Origin of the sequence: Edaphobacter sp. (assembly GCF_035763405.1) — a bacterium.
GTDB lineage: Bacteria > Acidobacteriota > Terriglobia > Terriglobales > Acidobacteriaceae > Edaphobacter.
Genome location: NZ_DASUBE010000038.1, coordinates 1 through 19804 on the forward strand (window position 1 = coordinate 1; position 19804 = coordinate 19804).

The following is a 19804-nucleotide window of genomic DNA, read 5'->3' on the forward strand; positions in this document are numbered from 1 at the left end:
ATGGATGTGAGCGCGATCATCGGCGAGGAGTTGAAGGCTGTTGAGTTCGTCGAGGACTTTTTGCAGCTTCGGTTCGATACGCCACTGCTGAGGCTGTACAACTGGCCGCACGTTTTGCTGAGCGATTTTTCTGTGGCCTACGGCGAGCCTGAGTATCGCAATGCGTTGTGTACGCAGATTGGCGAGAAGGTTGTTCAGGCTTCGCTTGAAGAGGGCGATGCGCTGACGATTGAGTTCGACAACGGTACGGTGTTTGGGCTTTCGTTGCGTGAAGAAGATATAGATGGGCCGGAGTCCGGGAGTTATTCGGAGACTGGCGATGCAGCAGATGCGCAGGAGTTTTAGTACGTTTGCGGTGTGTGGAATGAGTGTGGCGCGAGAAGCAAAATGCGGGGATTCTTCGCTCCGCTCAGAATGACGGGTTTTTCCGGTAGTGAGGGAGAGATGGCAGATTCAAAGTTTGAAGGCACGCCGAAGAAGGCTACGACGCATGTTAATCAGAATGAAGATTTGATCTTTGAGAAGTCTTCACCTGGGAAGAAGGCGTATCGGCTGGCGGAGCTGGATGTGCCGGCTGTGGATGCTGCTTCCCTGCTTGGTGATGCTGTGCGCGGTGATCTGGGCGTGATGCCGGAGTTGAGCGAGATTGAGATTATTCGGCACTTCACGCGGCTTTCGACGTGGAACTATGCGATTGACCTGGGGATGTATCCGCTGGGGTCGTGCACGATGAAGTACAACCCGCGCATCAATGAGCTTGTCTCGCGGCTGGAGGGGATTGCGGACGCGCATCCGTATCAGCCGGAGTCGCTGTCGCAGGGCTGCCTCGGGATTATGAAGATGCTCTCGGATGCGCTGGTCGAGATTACCGGCATGGACACAATTACGCTGCAACCAGCGGCGGGCGCGCATGGCGAGTTTACCGGGATTCTGCTGGTGCGAGCGCATCACGAGGCGAAGGGGAATCCGCGGAAGAAGATTCTGATTCCGGACTCGGCTCATGGCACGAACCCTGCTACGGCTGCGGTCTGCGGATATGAGGTTGCGAACCTGAAGTCGAATGCGCAGGGCATGGTGGATGTGGCCGAGCTTGAGCGGCTGGTGGATGAAGATACCGCTGCGCTGATGCTGACGAATCCTTCGACGATTGGCGTGTTCGAGAGCGAGATTCATAAGATTGCCGATGTGCTTCATGCGAAGGGCGCACTGCTCTACATGGACGGCGCGAATATGAATGCGCTGTGCGGCAAGACGCGGCCCGGCGACTTTGGCGTGGATGTGATGCACCTGAATCTGCATAAGACGTTTTCTACTCCGCATGGTGGTGGTGGACCGGGGTCGGGGCCGGTGGCTTGCAAGAAGATTCTGGAGCCGTTTCTGCCTACGCCGGTGCTGGTGACGCGTGCGGATGGGTCGCTTGGGCTTGACTACAACCGGCCTGCGACCGTCGGGCGCGTGCGGGCGTTCTATGGCAACTTCGGGATGTTTGTGCGGGCGCTGGCTTACATTCTGGCCAATGGACCGGATGGTTTGCGCCAGACGACTGAAGACGCGGTGTTGAATGCGAATTACATTCGCGCGAAGCTGGCGGGCACGTTTGAGCTGCCTTATAAGACACCGTCGCTGCATGAGGTTGTCTTCTCGGATAGGATTCAGGCGCGGAATGGCGTGAAGACGGGCGATATGGGCAAGCGGCTGATCGACTATGGCTTCCACGCCTACACGGTTTCGTTCCCAATGATTGTGCCCGGGGCGATGATGATTGAACCGACGGAGAGCGAGAGCCGCGAGGAGCTGGACCTGCTGGTCGATGCGCTGAAGCAGATTGCGCGCGAGGCGGAGGAGAACCCTGAGTTGGTGCAGACGGCTCCGCATACGACGCGGGCGCAGCGGCTGGATGAGACGACGGCGGCGCGCAAGCCGGTGCTGCGCTGGAAGGCCCCGGCTGCGGCTACGCCGGTTGCGGTCGATTCGGCTGCGAAGGAGTGGTAGCGTGTCCGTCTTCTACGACCGCAAGGATGAGCTGGAGAAGTACGAGTTCATGATGGGCGAGGCGCGCGGGCGGCTGGCCGTCACGCTGGACGCCTTGACCGATGCGCTGGTTCTGGTGGGCCAGCATGGCGTGTACTGCACGAGCGCGCGGAACCCGAAGGTTCCGGCGCTCGATCTACAGGCGGTGACAGCGAACATCACGGGCGCGAAGGAGCTGGTCGCTGCGGTGATGGAGCGGCTGCGGTTGGATAAGGAAGCTACTCAGCGGTGACGGTGACGTACTCGTCGGTCTTTTCCCATTTGACGTGCAGCTCGGTGGTGTTGCCCTTTGTGTTTTCAAAGGAGATGGACATGTCTTCCTGCGGCTCGGGCAGTGTGGCTCCGGTCATGGGTGTGCGTCCGAGGTCGTTGCCTTCAGGATAGGGAATTCCCCACTCGCCGGTCTTTTTGCTTACGATGAGTAACCACTCCTTCTCGTTCGGCAGGGTGAAGAGGGTGTAGGTTCCCGCAGGCACCTCCAGCGTGCCGATCTTGAGATTAACGGGAGTAATGAGCGTGGTTGCGGGGTTCGCGCCAGTGCGCCAGGGTTTGCCGTAGGGGACAAGGTCGCCCATGATTTTGCGGCCACGCATGCGGGGGCTGTTGTAGTGAATCGTAATGTCCTTGCCGTTGAGTGTGACGCTGGCGGTAGCGGGTGGACTGAGCATGGGTTTGGCGGCGGGTTTGGCGGTCTGGGCGAAGCCTGCGGTGGCCAGCACGGCGGTACAGGCCAAGGTTGTGAGGGAGCGAAGGAACATGGGAGTCTCGCTTTCTTCTGGTTGGATTCCGGTAAGTATTTAGACGGCGTCATCTGCGGTTTTGGACGCCTCGGCAGCAAGCGAAATGTGCTGGATGACCATGGTACGCTAGAGGTATGCGCCCGTAGCTCAGCTGGATAGAGCGGCAGCCTCCGAAGCTGTAGGTCAGAAGTTCGAATCTTCTCGGGCGCACCACTTCCCCCACATCAAAGATTGTCTCCGCGCTCGCCATGGGGCGGCGGCATCGTGCAAACTGGTGACATGGTTCGCGTAGGCGTCGATGAGAAGCTGCATCAGGGTTTGCTGACCGGGTTTCCGGCCAAGGCGGAGATTGTCCGCATCCCCCGCCACTCCACCGAGATATTGGAGGTGGATTTCTGGATCATTCCCTTTGCCCGCAAGAATGCGCAGGAGACCTTCCGGCGTCTGCGCGGGGTGAAAGTGGTGCAGTCCATGATGGCGGGCGTGGACTGGATTGCGCCGTGGCTGCCGAAGGAGGTTGTGCTGTGCGACGGGCGCGGCATCCATGACATCTCGGCGTCGGAGTGGGTGCTGGCCGCTATCCTTGCTTCGCTCAAGCGGTTCCCGCTGTACCGCGATATGCAGACGGCGCGGCAGTGGCGTGGGCAGGCAACCGAGACAGCGGGCTTTCTGAACGAGAGCGGGCCGCAGGTGGGCCAGTACAAGATTCTGGGCGACGACCTTGCCGGGAAGACCGTGCTGATCGTGGGGTATGGCTCGATCGGCCACGCCATCGAGCTGCGTCTTGCGCCGTTTGGGGTGAAGATGCTGCGGCTGGCACGTAGCGCGCGGACAGAGCCGAAGGTGTATGCCGTGGGCGACCTGAATCGGCTGATCCCGGAGGCTGACATCATCGTGGCTATCGTGCCTCTGACTGCGGAGACCGTGGGCATGATTGGAGCAGAACAGATTGGACTGATGAAGCACGGCGCGCTGCTGGTGAATGCGGCGCGAGGGCCTGTGGTGGAGACAGGGGCGCTTGTCGAGGCGCTTCGGGGACATCGCATCTCGGCCGCGCTCGATGTGACCGACCCGGAGCCGCTGCCGGAAGACCACCCCTTGTGGCACGCGCCGAACTGCCTGATCACGCCGCATGTCGGCGGCTCGACGCCCGAGTTTATCCACCGCGCCTTCCGCTTTGGTGAGGAGCAGGTGCGACGCTACCTTGCCGGTGAGCCGCTGGAAAATGTGGTTTCCGAGGCGGGATATTAGAGCGGTCTCCTCGTGGTCGTTATGGTTCCGACAAGAGCAGGTTTTGTACGGCCACAGGCGAAATGCGGAGATTCTTCGCTTCGCTCAGAATGACAAATTTGGCTATAGCGGCTGGTAAACGGCCCTGGCGACCGGCTCAATACAAAGCCCTGCATCGGGACAGATGCGGGGCTGAAGACTGCTCTTGTCCGGCTGCGCTCAGACGCGCTCCGTTCGTGAGCTAAGCATCCTCATCGTCTTCGTCGTCTTCATCGTCGTCGTCTTCATCATCCTCATCGTCGTCGTACTCATCGTCATCCTCATCGTCGTCCTCGTAGTCGTCGTCGTACCCGTCACCGTCGTCTTCGAAGTCGTCGTCCTCATCTTCGTCGTCGTCAGCGTCGTCAGCGTCCTCGTCTTCGTCGTCATCCTCGTCGTCGAAGTCGTCGCCCTCGTCCTCCTCGTCGAGCCGAGGCGCGCGAGGCGAAGCGAGGAGCGTCTCATCGAAGCTGAGCGCAGGAGCGTAGTGCAGGCCGCTGACGATCGCGGCGTCCGGGTTGAGGCTGACAGCAGTGAGGAAGGCGAGGTTGATGTTGTGGCTTTCGATGTTCTGGCTCTCGGCAACCATAAGGATGTCTCCCTAATTCAAAAAGTGTACTGGGGTAGGATGCAGCAGACGGAAAAAAGTGAGTCTGAAAATTGAGATTTTCTCTGAGTTTAGACGTTTCCGGTTTTGATTGCCAGACAGGGCGGGCGGCGTCCGGAAACGCCGCCCGCATTGAGTACTCTGGACCGGTTGTCTGGTCTGATTATCTGGAGGCGAGCTCGACGCACTCTTCCAGAATGTCGAGCGCGACCTCGGCCTCCTGCCGGTTGAGCACGAGCGGCGGGCAGAGCCGGATGCTGGTTGCGCCGCAGCCGAGAATCAGCAACCCACGCTCGAAGGCGAGATCGACGATCTTGTCGCGTAGCTCGCCGGCCTCCTGACGGGTCTTCTGGTCTTTGACGATCTCGATGCCGATCATCAGCCCGCGACCGCGGATGTCGCCGACGTGGGGGTGCTTTGCTACCCAGCCTTTGAGCCGGGCGAGCATCTGCCCGCCGACTGTTGCTGCATTCTTGAGCGCCTCGCGCTCGATGATGTCGAGCGTGGCCAGCGCGGACGCGATGCAGACGGGGTTGCCGCCAAAGGTGCTGGCATGCGAGCCGGGCACCCAGTCCATGACCTCAGCCTTCGTCATGCAGACGCCGAGCGGCATACCGGAGGCGATGCCCTTGGCGATACAGACGATGTCGGGCTGGACGCCGGAGTGGTCGATGGCCCACCACTTCCCTGTCCTGCCGACGCCGGACTGTACCTCGTCGGCGATCATCAAGATGCCGTGCTTGTCGCAGATGCGGCGTATCTCTTTGAGGAAGTTGTCGGGCGCGACGACATAGCCGCCCTCGCCCTGGATGGGTTCGAGAATAATGGCCGCGACCTCTTCGGGCGGAAGGATGGTCTTGAAGAGCTTCTCTTCGATGTAACGCGCGCAGTTGAGCGCGAACGCCTCCTGCTCCTCGGCGGTGCCGGTGCAGTTGCGATAGGCATACGGATAGGGCACGTGATGGACGCCCGGAACGAAGGGCGCGAAGCGGCGCTTCTGCTGCGGCTTCGAGCCGGTGAGCGAGAGCGCGCCCATGGTGCGTCCGTGGAAGGCCCCAAAGAAGGCGATGATGTTCTGGCGTCCGGTGTGGTAGCGGGCGACCTTGATGGCGCACTCGACTGCCTCGGCCCCGGAGTTTCCGTAGTAGAAGCGATGCGGCCCGGGCATGGGCGCGATGGCGCTCAGCCGGTCGGCGAGCTTGATCATGTGGTCGTAGTAGAAGTCCGTGCCGGACATGTGAATCAGCTCAGCGGCCTGCGTCTGGATAGCCTTGACGACCTCGGGATGGCAGTGACCGGTGGACGTGACGGCGATGCCTGCGGCGAAGTCGAGGAATTCGTTGCCATCCACATCCGTGACGCGGATGCCGCGACCGGATTTGGCAACCATAGGATAGCTGCGGGTGTAGCTGGGCGAGATGATGCGGTCGTCGTCGGCAACGACCTTCTTCGCCAGCGGGCCGGGAAGCGCGGTCTTCAGCTTCGGGCCATAGGCGGCGTGGTCGGCCTCGGTGGCGATGCGGGAGTGTTGCTGGGTAAGGGTGCTCATGCGGTCTCTCCTGTCTTCGGTGTGGCAGCGATGGGTGGGAGCCGTTCACCGCGAGCGGCGGATGAACCCGATGGGCCTCTGGGCTCGGAACCTCTCGCCTGCAATGCGGCAGGAACGGCGTATGCGCTGAAATGAGCTGGCTTCGCCGGCTGGAGGGACTCGGTTAATCGCCGGCGAAGAGACTAGGTCGCGTGGACGAAGGCAGCACGCGCAGGTGTCGACGCGGCATCTGACGCCTTCTGGAGCTGCACCAGGGGCCGACCGTGATCCGGATCCGCTTGAACGTAGCTGAATCGCGCGATTTCATAAACGCTACCCTGCAACCGCAGTATACCGCACGCCAATCTCAGTGCAGGATGCCGCCCGGGACCAGCGGCTCGGGGTCGTGCCCGTCGAACTGCACGGTAAAGGCGAGCATGAGCGGCAGAAGGTCCTTGTGCTGCGTGGTGAAGTCGAAGCAGAAGATGTGCTTCGTCTGCTGGGCCAGGGTCTCCTTGCTGTGCTTGTCGGGAATCTCGCCGAGCACGCAGGCCTTGGCCGCGTAGGTGATCTTCGGCGGCGCGATGCTGTTGGGATCGTAGGGCGCCGGGTGCTTGACCGAAGCGATGGTGATCGATGCAGGATGGCCGTCGATGCTGTAGTGCGTTGGGTCGCGCGTGATCTCGGGCTTGCCGAACTCCTTGAGCCGGCTGAGCGCCTGCTTGCGCGTAAAGGCGTCGAGGCTTGTGACTGCTTCGTTCAGCAGCGAAGGGCACGCGCTGCCAATGTTGGAGAGGACAAACGACGATGCACCGACCGGGGACGCGGAGCTTCCTGACAGCGTCGTGTGGACACACGCCTGCTTCGCCGGGATCTGTTCCGGCGTAAAACGCCGTGGGTAGAAGTACGTGATGCCAAGCGAGGGGTCGTGGAAGATGCGCGGGCCGGTGGGAGCAGATGCGGCAGGCGTCTGGGCAAGAGCCGCCGCGCAGAACGCAAGCAGCAGGAGGGACACTCGAGACCGGAGAACCATTTCTTCATCCTAGCATTTCAGCCTGGAGACTGGCCGCCGCGCGCGCGGGTACAACAACGGATACCATCGGAGTAATGCCTTCTTCTTCCTCCTCGCCGGACCGCACGCGCATTCTGCTTTCGTTCGGCTGCATTTATTTTTTCTGGGGGAGCACGTTTCTGGCCATGCGTTACGGCGTAGAGGTGCTGCCGCCGTTTGTGCTGGCCAGCTCCCGCTTCCTGATCGCCGCGCCGATTGCGCTGGGGCTGTGTCTGTTGTTGAGAAAGCCGGTCCGGCCCAGTCTGCGCGAACTTGGGATGCTGGCCATCATCGGCATTCTGATGCTCAGCTTCGGTAATCCGGGCATCATCTGGAGCGAGCAGTATCTTTCAAGCGGCCTTGCGTCTCTACTGGCGGCAACCATTCCTCTCTACGCAGCGCTGATTGAAACTGTGCTGCCCAATGACGGCGGCCTGCCTGCACGCGGCTGGCTGGGAATCTGCGTGGGATTCGTTGGCCTTGCGTTTTTGCTGTGGCCGGGCCTGCGCAGTAGCCTGCACGGCGACTCGCGGCAGATTATCGCCGCCGGGGTTGCGCTTTTTGGCGCGTTCAGTTGGACGTGCGCCTCGGTCGTCTCGCGGCGCGTGAACCTGCGCATCGGCGGATTCGCCGCGGCAGGCTGGCAGATGCTCTTCGGTGGGCTGTTCAATCTGTGCGTTATGTTTGCGCTCGGTCGCTATCACCAGGCGCAGTGGGGCAGGCAGGCCTGGGGCTCGATCGCCTACCTGGTCGTCTTTGGATCGCTGGTCGGCTTCACCGCTTACATTTATCTGCTGGACCATGTGCCTGTGTCGAAGGTGGCAACGTATGCCTACGTGAATCCGGTCATCGCGGTTGCGCTGGGCGCGCTGCTGCTCAAGGAACGCTTCGTTCCGGTGGAGTATGCGGGCATGGGCGCGATTCTGCTGGCCGTGTTTCTGGTGACAGGTGCAAAGTTGAAGACCGGAACCGTCAGCGTGGTGGATGAGGACGTGGCCGCCGGAGGCAGAGCCTGAGTCTGGCTTATTTCACTGCCGCGTGAACGGCGAGCAGTTGTTCGAGCACAGACTTCAGATTGTTGAGGTGCAGTGCGTTCGCGCCGTCGGACTTCGCTTCGGCGGGATTGTCGTGGACTTCGAGAAAGACACCATCAACACCCGCAGCCACCGCAGCGCGCGTGAGCACGGGGATGAACTCCGGCTGGCCGCCGCTGACGCCGTTGGCCGCCGAGGGTGTCTGCACGGAGTGCGTGCCATCGAAGACGACCGGCGCGAAGCCGCGCAGCACAGGCAGCGAGCGCATATCGACGACGAGGTTGTTGTAGCCGAAGCTCGCGCCGCGCTCGGTGAGCGAGACGCGACTGTTGCCGCTCTCGCGGATCTTCTCGACGGCGTGGCGCATGTCCCACGGCGCGACGAACTGGCCCTTCTTGACGTTGATGGCGCGGCCTGTCTTCGCGGCGGCGACCAGCAAGTCGGTCTGGCGGCAGAGGAACGCGGGGATCTGAAGGACATCGACGGCTTCGGCTACAGGGGCGCAGTCATCGACGCTGTGAACATCGGTGAGCACGGGCAGACCGGTGCTCTCGCCAATCGCGCGCAGGATGCGGCAGCCTTCCTTGAGACCCGGGCCACGAAAGCTCTTGAGCGAGGTGCGGTTCGCCTTGTCGTAACTGGCCTTGAAGATGTACGGAACGCGGAGGTCGGCAGTCACGCGCTGGATGGCGTCGGCCATCGTACGGGCATGTGTCTCGGACTCGATGACGCATGGGCCTGCGATGAGGAACAACTTGCCTCGTCCTGCTTCGACCCGATGCGCTCCTTTGCCAATATCAAATGGGTGCGTCACACCTGCTATTTGACCATAGCTGGAAGCGCGTGCGTTTTGCTCCACTCGGCGTAGGCGTCGAGCGCCTGCTGGGGGCCGGTGCTGAACCAGGAGTAGCCGTTGCGACGTTCGATCGAGAGGTCATTCACATCATCGTGGATCGTTTTGTCGCGGTCGCCGAAGACGGGCTTTTCGGTGCTAAGGCTGTAGTAGCGCGCCCAGATGGGCCCGGCTCCGGGTTTGGCGACCAGATGCCTGCCGCCGGGTGAACGGCGGCCGCCGGTCCAGTCTTCGCCGTAGATGGCCGCCTGTTTGAGCCAGGCAACGCCAGCGTTGACTGCGCCTATCACGGCAGCCGATGGGTGCGGTAGCGACATGAGGTAGACGAGTACGTCGGAGCTTTCGCCGGAGGAGAACGCCTCCGGTTCAAAGTTGCGGCCTGAGACGGGCTGGAGCGTGAGGGCGTCGTGCTGCTGCGCCCAGACGGTCTTGCGACCGTTGATCACGATCTGCGTGGCCAGAATGCATTGCAGCGCGTGGGCTGCTACAGCCCCGGCCTCGCCGCGCAGATTTGCCGGAACGAAGGCATAGTCGCCCTGACCCTGGGCTACGTTGGTCAGGGTCTCGGCGGATTCGGTGACGGCGTTGTCGTTGAAGGTGATGGCGTCGTGGTAGCCGCCTTCGAGCGGCCAGACCTGCGGCCAGCCTCCGTTGGGAAACTGCGCGTCGAGCAGATAACGGACGCCACGGAGAAAGCTGGCTCGGTACTCATTGCCTGCGGGGCCGGGAGTCTGGCCGGAGACGAGCGCGAGAAAGTGCAGTTCGGTGTTGGTGGCGTCGTTGTCGAGCGTGCCAACGTAGTTCCAGTTGGGGTCATGGGGCGCGTCGAAGTCGCCGGGAGTGAGGAAGCGCGAGAGGTTGTTGGTTGTGTAGCTCTGCCCGGGCAGACGTGCCTGATCCATGGCAAGGTTTTTGCTCCAGCCTCCGGCGGGTGTCTGGAAGCTGAGGATGACATCGGCGATGTGACGGGCTTCGGGTGTGCCATACCAGGCAGCGTCGCGGTGAAGCGGCATGGAGCGTCCGCTGAAGGCCTCCTTCGGCATGGGCGGGATGGGCGCGCCGGGTTTGCGCTCGGCTGCCAGCCCGGCTTTGTCCTGCTGCATCTGCACTTTGGATCGCTTGAGATAGGCGAGCCACGCTGCGCGCTGGCCTTTCGGCAATGTAGCAATGCGGGCGGGCGTGATGGACTGGGCCGGTTGGCTGACGCCGATGACTGCGGCGTTGAGCGGAGCTACGACGACGAGGCAAAGGAAGAATATGCGAAACATAGGAGGTAGGACCACTTTGCTTCTGACGTTGGGCAGACGCTGAAAGACGCAGTTGTGTCGAAACTGACTGCGGGCGTGCTGGATAGAAGGGCCGATCTTAGCGAGGATGAGACCGTCTCGAAGGTGGAGCACCCAGACTGGTGAGGCTTTCGATTATGCGCGCGGTGAGCCGAAGCGTTCGCGGACGAGGGCGAGGGCTTGTTGAGCGGTATGGACGCTGCCCTCCAGTTGTGCGTCTTCGGCAGCTTCCAGCATCGCTTTGAATCGGGGGCCGGGTTTATAGCCTGCGTCAATCAGCTCGCGCCCTGTGACGAGCAGCTTCGGTCGGATGGCTTCTTCCGGGGCCTCTTCATACTTGCGCTTCGCGAAGTCGTAGAGCGACAGATCGCCGTGTGCCGAGAGGCAGTCCATGCGGTGCAGGGCGAGGTGTTCGTCGAAGTCCGGCAGGCGCAGGAACCGCTTGAGCGTGGCCTCGCGCATGTGCATGACGTCGCCGAAGCGCATGTGATTTTTGACGAGCGAGACGATACGCTCGGTCTCATCGGCGGAGAAGCGCAAGCGACGCAGGATGACCTCGGCCACACGCACGCCGACCTCGACGTGGCCGTTGAAGCGGATGCGGTCGTTGGAGATGGCGGGGTTTGGCGGCTGGAAGGTTGCGGGCTTGCCGATGTCGTGCAAGAGCGCGCCCCAGGCCAGCGTGGGCGTCGCTCCCGCCGGAAGTTTTTCGAGCAGCAGCATGGTGTGGACCCACACGTCGCCTTCGGGGTGGAACTCGGGCGGCTGCTGGACTCCGTGCAAGCGCGTTGCCTCTGGCAGGACTTCGGTGAGCAGGCCGGTCTGGTCGAGCAGCTCGAAGGCGCGGCGGGCGCGGCCTTCAGTGAGCATCAGAGTCAGCTCGTCGCGGATGCGCTCGGCGCTGACTTGATGGATGTCTGCTGCATCGGCTTGCATGGCAGCCAGCGTGTGCGGCTCGATCTCGAAGCCGAGGCGCGCGGCAAAGCGGATGCCGCGCAGCATGCGGAGCTTGTCTTCGGCGAAGCGCACGGTGGGGTCGCCGATGGCGCGCACGATGCCAGCGGCAAGATCGGCGCGGCCACCGACGTAGTCGAGCACAGCTTTGGTTGCGTCTTCGGTCTCTTCAAAGATCACCGGGTCGAGCAGCATTCCGTTGATGGTGAAGTCGCGGCGCTGGACGTCTTCGCGCGGGTCGGAGGAAAAGCGCACGGCGTCGGGACGGCGGCCATCACTGTAGGCACCGTCGTGGCGGAAGGTGGCGACTTCGGTCGAGACTTCGTCTTCGCGCACAAGTACGACACCGAAGTGCGCGCCAACAGTAAGGGCCTTCGGGAAGAGTTCGAGTACTTCATCAGGCGTCGCGCTGGTGGCCACGTCGAAGTCTTTCGCCTCGACGCCGAGCAGCAGGTCGCGCACGCAGCCGCCCGCGAAGTATGCCTGATGCCCACGTTGGCGCAGAGCAAACGCAATGCGTCGCGCGGCAACATACCTCGGTTTATCGAGCATCGTCATCACAGTTTGGCCATTGCTCTCCGCTATCAACGTGTGACTTTGATCGCTTGCTCCGGCGCTTCCTCGACACCGTCGACAACATGCGGGGATTCTTCGCTGCGCTCAGAAGGACAAACAAAGAAGTCACAGACTCTATGATAAAGAGATGCGCTCCACTGGTCTGATTCTCGGCGTTGAAAGCTCCTGCGACGAGACCGCCGCTGCCGTCGTGCGCACAGGGGACGAGGCGCTTTCGAACGTGGTTGCATCGCAGATGGCGCTGCACGCCAACTACGGGGGCGTGGTGCCGGAGCTGGCTTCGCGCGAGCATCTGCGCAACATCGTGCCGGTGGTGCGCGAGGCCGTTGCACAGGCTGGCGTTTCGCTGTCCGATTTGGACGCGATCGCTGTTACCGAAGGCCCCGGGCTTGCTGGGGCGCTGCTTGTCGGCATTACTTACGCCAAGGCGCTGAGCTTCGGTTTGGGTAAACCGCTGATTGCCGTCAATCATCTTGAGGGACATATTCACGCTGTTCTGCTGGAGGCTCGCCAGAAGGCAGAGGCCCCCATGGAATTTCCATTACTGGCGCTTGTCGTCTCGGGCGGTCACACGCATCTTTATCTTGCGGAGCAGGCTGCCAATGAGATGTGGAACTATCGCAACGTGGGCCGCACGGTGGACGATGCCGCCGGCGAGGCCTACGACAAGGTGGCCAAGCTGCTTGGGCTGGGCTATCCCGGTGGACCGTGGATCGACGCGCTTGCTCCGCATGGCAACCCACGCGCGGTGCCGTTTGCGTTTGGGCAGATTAAGACGCGCGCCGCCAAAGCTGCGCATGCCGAGCAAAATTCGGCGGGGGGGATGCATCGCCTCCCACCCATTGCAATGAAGCCGCAAAGGATAGGGCACCCGAAATTTGAGCAGTCATTCGACTTTTCTTTCAGCGGCATCAAGACTGCTGTCCGTCGCTACGTGGAGACGCACCACATGCGCGCGGGCATCGAGTATCGTCACGCGGCGCTTGCTGCTGATGCGAGTATCAGGCCTGGGTCGCCTGATGCCGTGAAGCTGTGCAATCCGCAGACGCTGGATCTAATTGCGAGCTGTCAGCACGCGGTCGTCGGCAACCTGCTGCGTCAGACATTTGCCGCTGCCGAGTCGTTCGGTGCGCGCGGAGTCATCGTCTCCGGAGGCGTTGCCGCCAATCGCGAGCTGCGCAGGCGTTTTCAGGCCGAGGCTGATCGTCGTGGACTGCCGATTGCGTTCCCCTCGCTGGCGCTTTCGACTGACAACGCTGCGATGATTGCTGCGGCAGCGTGGCCCAAGTTTGTCGCGCAGAATTTCGCGCCGGAAGACCTTGGTGCGACGCCTCAGCTTCGACTGGGCGCGCAATAGTAGAATCTTCAGGGAACACCAACGAATTCAGCTTGAGCGCCGTGCCCTGTGCCCGGCGGCGGCAGGGACAACGCGCACGTGGCAACCGAGAACTCCAGCATCCAGCTCTTTAATACGCTCTCCGGCAAAGTCGAAACGCTCGACGCCATTCCCGGCCCTGCGCTACGCATCTACTGCTGCGGCCCCACGGTGTACGACTACGGCCACATCGGCAACTTCCGCACCTTTCTGCATGTGGATGTGCTGCGTCGCGTGATCCTGCAGCGCGGCACATCGGTCCAGCACGTGATGAACATCACCGATGTGGACGACAAGATCATCCGCAACGCCGCCGCCGCGAGCAAGCCCATCGGGGAGTACACGGCCAAGTACGAGCGCGCTTTTTTTGAGGACCTTGAGGCGTTGGCCATCCAGCGGCCCGAGCAGATTGCGCGCGCGACCGAGTCGATCGCCGACATGGTTGGGCTGATTGAAAAGCTCGCTGCGAAGGACATTGCCTATCGCGCCGAAGACGGCTCGTGGTACTTCCGCATCGCGCGCTTTCCGGAGTACGGCAAGCTCTCGAAGAAGGACTTCGAGGGTATCGAAGACGGCGCGCGCGTGGATGTGGACGAGTACGAGAAGGACGCCGCGCGCGACTTCGCCCTGTGGAAGGCGGCCAAGCCGGGCGAGCAGTCGTGGGAGACCGCGCTGGGCACGGGGCGTCCGGGGTGGCATATCGAATGTTCGGCCATGGCGACCAAGTTTCTCGGCGTGAACATCGACCTGCACGCGGGCGGCGAAGACCTGATGTTCCCGCACCACGAGAACGAGATCGCGCAGTCGGAGTCGGCCAATGGCCATACCTTCGTCCGCCACTGGATGCATGTGCGCTTCCTGCTGGTCGAAGGCAAGAAGATGTCGAAGTCCGAGGGGAACTTCTACACGCTGCGTGACCTGCTGCTCAAGGGACACCGCGCGTCAGCCATTCGCTTTCTGCTCATCTCCGTGCCTTATCGCCACCAGATGAATTTCACCTTCGAGAGCCTTGAGGAGTCGAAGAACGCGGTCGAGCGACTGAGGACCTTCCACCAGCGTATGGTCAAAGGCGGCTTTGCCGAGGGGCTCGATGCAGAGATCGCCGCCGCTACGGCGAAGGCCGAGCGCGACTATCGGGCTGGCCTGGCGAACGACCTAAACACAGCCGAGGCGCGCGCCGCAATCTTCGAGCTCGTCCGCGCGGCCAACTCTGCCGCCGACGCGGGCACGCTGCGCGCCGGCAACGCCTCCGAGATTCTGCGTGTGCTTGCACTCTTCGACGGTGTCTTCGCCGTCCTCACAGACAACGACGCAGCCGTTACGCGGGCGGCGCTTGCCTGGGCCGAGACGGAGGGCCGTTTGGGCGAGGCTTCGGCTGAACTGGTGGCCACGCTTTCGCTCTCCGACGCCGACATCGACGCTCTGGTCGCCGAACGGACCGAGGCAAAAAAGGCCCGCAACTTCGCCCGCGCTGACGCCATCCGCAACGACCTGCTCGCGAAAGGCATTCTCATCGAGGACTCGAAGGACGGCGTCCGCTGGAAGCGGAAGTAAGGCCTCGGCACCCTGCTGATGTTTCATGCATTTAAAATGAACGACTTACCTCTGCCATGAATCTTTCCTCGCTATCGAACATCTCTATATCGAGATAGTTGCCGCTCGGGCTTCTACCGAGCCTGGCAGGAGGAGGAAGCATGACCACACAGAAAAAGGTATTGGGAGTCTACGGGGCCGGTTCGGAGCATTGGGTAGGAGACGGCTTCCCTGTTCGCAACCTCTTTCCTTCGAATGGAGTTTCGAGCGAGATCAATCCGTTTCTGATGCTGGACTATGCCGGACCCAGCTACTTTGATCCGTCGAAGCGGCAGCATGGAGTGGGCCAGCATCCGCATCGCGGCTTCGAGACGGTGACGATTGCGTATCAGGGGTCGGTCTCGCACCGGGACTCGGCTGGGAACGCGGGGACGATCTATCCAGGCGATGTGCAGTGGATGACAGCGGCCTCGGGCGTTGTGCATGAAGAGATGCACGCGAAGGAGTTCGCCGAGAAGGGCGGCACGTTCGAGATGGTGCAGCTCTGGGTGAATCTGCCGCGCGCGGTCAAGATGTCGTCTCCGCGCTACCAGGGCATCACGGCTGAGCAGATTCCGACGGTCACACTCAGTGCAAGCGGCAAGGCACGCATCATCGCGGGCGAGCTGAACGGCGTGAAAGGCCCGGCGAAGACCTTTTCGCCGGTGAATGTCTTCGACGTGGAGCTGAAGGCGGGCGACGCGGCGGAGATTGCTCTGCGAGCAGGCCACAATGCGGCGGCGGTTCTGCTGAAGGGCAGCGTCGTGCTGAACGGCTCGCAGCTTTCAGGCGAGGCGCGCATTGCCACGCTGGGCCGCGAAGGTGAGAACATCACGCTTGTTGCCTCCGAAGACTCGAAGCTGCTGGTTCTCTCGGGCGAGCCGATCAACGAGCCGGTGGCCAGCTATGGGCCGTTCGTGATGAACACGCAGGAGGAGCTGGTGCAGGCCTTTGAAGACTACAAATCGGGCAGGATGGGCCATCTTGCCTGAGTTCCGCTTCCGGCTACCGGCACGTACGCCATCAGGATGGACATTCGTTGGTGGCGTTTGTGCAAGGCCGGATTGAAACTGTCCGCTGCATTCAAGTAGTTATTTAACGATCAGGAATTTATCGGGCGTTCTCCCTGCCGTCACCGTGCAGTCGCACGGATCGTTTTCACTATCGGCAGAAGTGCCGGAGGGAAGCGACCATGAAACCGAAGTCGAAGATCTCTAGTATCTGGAATGACTCCACGGCCGCGTCTTCCTACCTGAGCGGCGTGTCACTGCATAGTCACACCAGTTTTTCGGAAGAGAGCCTCACGTTCATCCACAAGATGTTCGCCTTCGTGCCTGGCCTTCGTCAGGTTTTCAACTACTACGAACGGCAGAGCAGCCTGCGCGGCCTCGAGCTGGACTTCGTTCGTGCGCACTGGCGTCCGCCGCTACAGCCCCGGATGGCCTACGACGTTGAGTTGCGCCAGATCGAGATGCTGCGCCTCGAAGCACTGATCTCCATCACCGACCATGACAACATTGGCGCTCCCATGCTGCTGCGCACGATTCCCAGCTCGCGGCATATTCCCGTGTCGGTTGAGTGGACTGTTCCGTTCGGGGCGACCGAGCTGCATCTGGGCATACACAATCTGCCGAGTGCCGACGGCCACGATTGGATGCGCAGGTTCGCTGCTTATACCGCCGCTCCGGGCGAAGCGATGTTGCGGACAATACTCCACGAGCTCGACGACGTGCCAGCGGTTCTTGTTGTGCTCAACCACCCCATCTGGGACCTCCATCGAATTGGCCACGGCCAGCACATGAGCGAAGTTTGGCGCTTTCTGGAAGGAATGGGGAACTGCATACACGCGCTCGAGCTGAATGGTCTGCGCGATGCGCGCGAAAACCGCAAAGTCGTGCAACTGGCCCGCGAGACCGGCCATCTGCTTATATCCGGCGGCGACCGGCACAGCCTGGAACCCAACGCGAACATCAACCTCACCCAGGCAGTCACCTTCCGCGAATTCGTTGACGAAATTCGAGTCGAGCGCCGCAGCCACGTTCTTTTTATGCAGCAGTACGCCACCCCATGGGAGCAGCGCATTCTGCACTCGACGCTGGCCGCAGTCACCGACTATCCCGAATTCATCGAAGGGTGGCGCCGCTGGGACGACCGCGCCTTTCATCCTGACCACAACGGTGAGATGCGGCCGCTCAGCCAGCTCTGGCAGAACGGGCGGCCGCCACTGCCGCTGCTCGCCGCGATTCAGTTAGTGCGCATGGCCCGCAGCAGGACATTCTCACGCACCTTCAGCCTGGCTTATCCCGGATCCAACAATCCCCACGCTGAACTTGAGCTGCTGTAAACGGGAGAGCATCTCCCACGGCAGAAAGGCCCGCTCGCTAACCGGCGATCGGGTTTAGTTTTGCAGCACAACGGCTTCTGCACGAGGAATCAGATTACGCTTCTGAACCGTCGCGAATGTCGACATGATGGTTCGTGTAGGGCCGCTTGAAGAACGTTGTCCAGAAGTAGTTGATGGAATAGCGGGCAGCCATCGTCAACATCCCTTCGCGCTTAAGCCGGCGTGCCGAGGAGAACATCTTCAGATCGAAGGTAAACAGCACATCGCCAACCTCGTTCAGGCGGCGGGCGATGTCCGTGTCTTCACCGTAGAACGAGATGTCGAGATTGAAGCCCCCAACGCGCTCGAGCGCCGCACGCGAGACTACAAAATTTCCGCCCTGCACCATCGACCCTACGCGCAGGATATAGCGGTTCGTCACATAGGTCATCCACGCCACAAGGTAGAAGACATGAACGAAGAAACGCTGGCGGCGCGTCAGGTCGTAGTACACAAAGGGCCCGGAGAGTGACGCAAGCCGGAGGTTTGCCTCAAACGCATGCAAAACGCGCTGCACCCAACCGGGAGTCAGACGAGAATCAGCGTCCACGTTGGCAATCAACGCACCGCGGCTGGCGAGAAAGCCTGCCTGACGGGCAAAGGTCAGTCCCTTGCGAGGCTCATCGACCAGACGCACGCGCCGGTAGCGTAGCGCAACCTCGCGCGTGCCGTCCGTGCTGGCGTTGTTCACCACAATGATCTCGGTCGAGTCTTCGAGGCCGCGCGTCTGCTCAAGGATCGACTCAATGCAGTCCGCGAGATAAGACTCTTCATTGAACGCAGGTATGACGAAGCTGAGCTTCATAGCCTCAATCCTGACGCCTCAGTATTGCAATCTGCTTACAAACGCAAAAATTCTCATCCGATCGACGTTGGAGAAGCAGATACCGCCACGCCAGACAGACACCCCCAGGCAAGAGGCGAAAGTTAACTAAACCGATTTACTTTGATAGATGAATCGTTATAGTCTTGCAGGCGCAGACAGCGCCGGACGCTCTGCCCGCGACCGGCCTTCGAGCAACAGCAAGGAGAAACCCGTGGCCAATACATTTTCCCGACGCACCTTCGCCCGCCTGCTGGGCATTACCGCCGGCACGGCCTCACTCCCCGCCTTCGGTTCTGCACTGGGCGCGGCGCGTGAGCCTAAGCCCGGAGCGCCGCACCGTTTTCCGGAAGGGTTTGTGTGGGGCTCGGCCACGGCGTCGTATCAGGTGGAAGGGGCTGTTCACGCCGACGGGCGCGGCGCGAGCATCTGGGACACCTTCTCGCACACGCCCGGCAAGACCTTCGAGAACCAGACCGGCGATGTGGCCGACGATGACTATCACCTCTATAAAGAAGACGTGCGGCTGATGAAGGACCTCGGTCTGCACGCCTGTCGCTTTTCGATTGCGTGGCCGCGCATCTTTCCCGAGGGCACGGGGGCGCCCAATCCGAAGGGCCTGGACTACTACAACCGCCTTGTGGATGAGTTGCTTGCGCACGGCATTGAGCCGTTTGCGACGCTCTACCACTGGGACCTGCCGCAGGCGCTCGAGGATAAAAACGGCGGCTGGCAGAGCCGCGATACCGCCGAGGCCCTTGCGCACTACGCCGGATATGTCGCTGCGCATCTCTCGGACCGGGTGAAGCACTTCATGACAACCAACGAGATCCGCACGTTCACGGAACTTGGCTATGGCACAGGCAGATTCGCTCCTGGCCTGAAGCTGGACGAGGCCCGGTTCTCACAGGTCTGCCACAACGCGGTGCTCGGGCACGGACTCGCAGTACAGGCTATCCGGGCCAACTCGCGCCCGGGTACGAAGGTGGGGCTCGCGGAGAACATCACGGCGATGACGCCGGTGCTGAACACACCCGAGCATATCGAAGCCGCCACCGTTGCAATGCGTGAAGACAACGCGGCCTATATGACGGTGATTCAAGAGGGCCGCTACACCGACGCCTACCTGAAGCGGCTAGGACCGAACGCGCCGAAGTTCACGCCGGGAGATATGAAGATTATCTCCAGCAAACTGGACTTCTCGGGCATCAACATCTACCAACCGACCTACGTCCGGGCCGACGGCTCGGAGACGGGCTACGCTATTGTGCCACCGCCTGCCTCGTACCCGCACATGTACAGCCCCTGGATTACCGTTGGCCCGGAGGCGCTCTACTGGGCGCCGAAGATCGCAGCCAGGCTCTGGAACATTCCCGCGATCTACATTACGGAGAACGGCGCCTCTTCAGACGACGTGCTGACGCCGGAAGGCACGGTGCTCGACACGGACCGTGTGATGTTCCTGCGCAACTACCTCACGCACCTGCACCGCGGCGTCTCCGAAGGCGTGCCGGTGAAGGGCTACTTCCTGTGGAGCCTGCTGGATAACTACGAGTGGGCCGATGGCTACTCGAAGCGGTTCGGCATTCACTACGTGGACTTCAAGACCCAGAAGCGCACGCCGAAGCTGAGCGCGGCTTTCTACAAGGACGTGATCGCTCGCAATGCGCTGGGGTAGAGCATTCCGCTGGTAATGTGTGTAGACCTGTGGATTGGTCGGGA

At 61.6% G+C, this 19804-nt stretch carries 18 protein-coding genes and 1 tRNA gene; 12 read left to right on the forward strand and 7 right to left on the reverse strand.

Features of this window, described 5'->3' with window-relative positions; translation table 11 throughout:
• From VFU66_RS03395 to VFU66_RS03405, 3 genes are all read left to right on the forward strand, one after another.
• A partial coding sequence (locus VFU66_RS03395; RefSeq protein ID WP_326444827.1) for a hypothetical protein occupies window positions 1–345 on the forward strand: 345 nt, incomplete at its 5' end.
• Between the two features lie 99 nt (window positions 346–444).
• Window positions 445–1992, forward strand: coding sequence for an aminomethyl-transferring glycine dehydrogenase subunit GcvPB (gcvPB, locus tag VFU66_RS03400; protein ID WP_326444828.1), 1548 nt, complete (start codon window positions 445–447; stop codon window positions 1990–1992).
• Window position 1993: 1 nt separating this feature from the next.
• On the forward strand, window positions 1994–2263 hold the full coding sequence (locus VFU66_RS03405; protein WP_326444829.1) for a hypothetical protein: 270 nt from the start codon (window positions 1994–1996) through the stop codon (window positions 2261–2263).
• Here VFU66_RS03405 and VFU66_RS03410 read toward each other — a convergent pair.
• Window positions 2250–2789, reverse strand: coding sequence for a DUF2911 domain-containing protein (locus VFU66_RS03410; protein WP_326444830.1), 540 nt, complete (start codon window positions 2787–2789; stop codon window positions 2250–2252). The two genes, VFU66_RS03405 and VFU66_RS03410, sit on opposite strands and share 14 nt — an antisense overlap.
• 118 nt (window positions 2790–2907) lie before the next feature.
• Between VFU66_RS03410 and VFU66_RS03415 the strand changes: the two genes are divergently transcribed.
• The 3 genes from VFU66_RS03415 (at window position 2908) to VFU66_RS03425 (ending at window position 4704) form a co-directional block, all read left to right on the forward strand.
• A tRNA-Arg gene (locus VFU66_RS03415) sits at window positions 2908–2984 on the forward strand.
• 66 nt (window positions 2985–3050) lie between these two features.
• Window positions 3051–4022 (forward strand): 2-hydroxyacid dehydrogenase, encoded by a 972-nt coding sequence (locus VFU66_RS03420; RefSeq protein WP_326444831.1) that lies wholly within the window; start codon window positions 3051–3053, stop codon window positions 4020–4022.
• Window positions 4023–4206: 184 nt separating this feature from the next.
• Entirely contained in the window at window positions 4207–4704 is a 498-nt protein-coding gene (locus VFU66_RS03425; protein ID WP_326444832.1) for a hypothetical protein, read from the forward strand.
• Between the two features lie 106 nt (window positions 4705–4810).
• Here VFU66_RS03425 and VFU66_RS03430 read toward each other — a convergent pair whose 3' ends face one another.
• Complete coding sequence (locus tag VFU66_RS03430) at window positions 4811–6196, reverse strand: acetyl ornithine aminotransferase family protein (RefSeq protein WP_326444833.1); 1386 nt, start codon at window positions 6194–6196, stop codon at window positions 4811–4813.
• A 346-nt stretch (window positions 6197–6542) separates the two neighbouring features.
• The gene (locus VFU66_RS03435; RefSeq protein ID WP_326444834.1) at window positions 6543–7190 is read right to left on the reverse strand and encodes a hypothetical protein; all 648 of its coding nucleotides are present in this window, start codon (window positions 7188–7190) and stop codon (window positions 6543–6545) included.
• Window positions 7191–7282: 92 nt separating this feature from the next.
• Between VFU66_RS03435 and VFU66_RS03440 the strand changes: the two genes are divergently transcribed.
• Window positions 7283–8242 carry an EamA family transporter gene (locus tag VFU66_RS03440; protein WP_326444835.1) on the forward strand — a complete coding sequence of 320 codons (960 nt, stop codon included), beginning with the start codon at window positions 7283–7285 and terminating at the stop codon, window positions 8240–8242.
• A 7-nt stretch (window positions 8243–8249) separates the two neighbouring features.
• Here the strand turns inward: VFU66_RS03440 and kdsA are convergent, their stop codons facing one another.
• The 3 genes from kdsA to VFU66_RS03455 form a co-directional block, all read right to left on the reverse strand.
• Window positions 8250–9074 (reverse strand): 3-deoxy-8-phosphooctulonate synthase, encoded by an 825-nt coding sequence (kdsA, locus tag VFU66_RS03445; RefSeq protein ID WP_326444836.1) that lies wholly within the window; start codon window positions 9072–9074, stop codon window positions 8250–8252.
• Window positions 9075–9079: 5 nt separating this feature from the next.
• Window positions 9080–10381, reverse strand: a complete 1302-nt coding sequence (gene pelA / locus VFU66_RS03450) for a pectate lyase (RefSeq protein ID WP_326444837.1) — start codon at window positions 10379–10381, stop codon at window positions 9080–9082.
• Between the two features lie 153 nt (window positions 10382–10534).
• Entirely contained in the window at window positions 10535–11911 is a 1377-nt protein-coding gene (locus tag VFU66_RS03455; protein ID WP_326444838.1) for a CCA tRNA nucleotidyltransferase, read from the reverse strand.
• Between the two features lie 145 nt (window positions 11912–12056).
• Between VFU66_RS03455 and tsaD the strand changes: the two genes are divergently transcribed.
• The 4 genes from tsaD to VFU66_RS03475 all read left to right on the forward strand — a co-directional run bounded on the left by tsaD (window position 12057) and on the right by VFU66_RS03475 (window position 17220).
• Complete coding sequence (gene tsaD, locus VFU66_RS03460) at window positions 12057–13286, forward strand: tRNA (adenosine(37)-N6)-threonylcarbamoyltransferase complex transferase subunit TsaD (protein ID WP_326444839.1); 1230 nt, start codon at window positions 12057–12059, stop codon at window positions 13284–13286.
• 78 nt (window positions 13287–13364) lie between these two features.
• Complete coding sequence (gene cysS, locus VFU66_RS03465; protein WP_326444840.1) at window positions 13365–14858, forward strand: cysteine--tRNA ligase; 1494 nt, start codon at window positions 13365–13367, stop codon at window positions 14856–14858.
• A gap of 140 nt (window positions 14859–14998) precedes the next feature.
• Window positions 14999–15868 carry a pirin family protein gene (locus VFU66_RS03470; protein ID WP_326444841.1) on the forward strand — a complete coding sequence of 290 codons (870 nt, stop codon included), beginning with the start codon at window positions 14999–15001 and terminating at the stop codon, window positions 15866–15868.
• Between the two features lie 200 nt (window positions 15869–16068).
• Complete coding sequence (locus tag VFU66_RS03475) at window positions 16069–17220, forward strand: hypothetical protein (RefSeq protein WP_326444842.1); 1152 nt, start codon at window positions 16069–16071, stop codon at window positions 17218–17220.
• A gap of 94 nt (window positions 17221–17314) precedes the next feature.
• Here the strand turns inward: VFU66_RS03475 and VFU66_RS03480 are convergent, their stop codons facing one another.
• Entirely contained in the window at window positions 17315–18064 is a 750-nt protein-coding gene (locus tag VFU66_RS03480) for a glycosyltransferase family 2 protein (protein ID WP_326444843.1), read from the reverse strand.
• A gap of 148 nt (window positions 18065–18212) precedes the next feature.
• On the opposite strand from VFU66_RS03480, the gene VFU66_RS03485 reads away from it, so the two are divergent.
• Window positions 18213–19760: a GH1 family beta-glucosidase gene (locus tag VFU66_RS03485; RefSeq protein WP_326444844.1), complete on the forward strand. Its 1548-nt coding sequence runs from the start codon at window positions 18213–18215 to the stop codon at window positions 19758–19760.
• Window positions 19761–19804 lie beyond the last annotated feature (44 nt).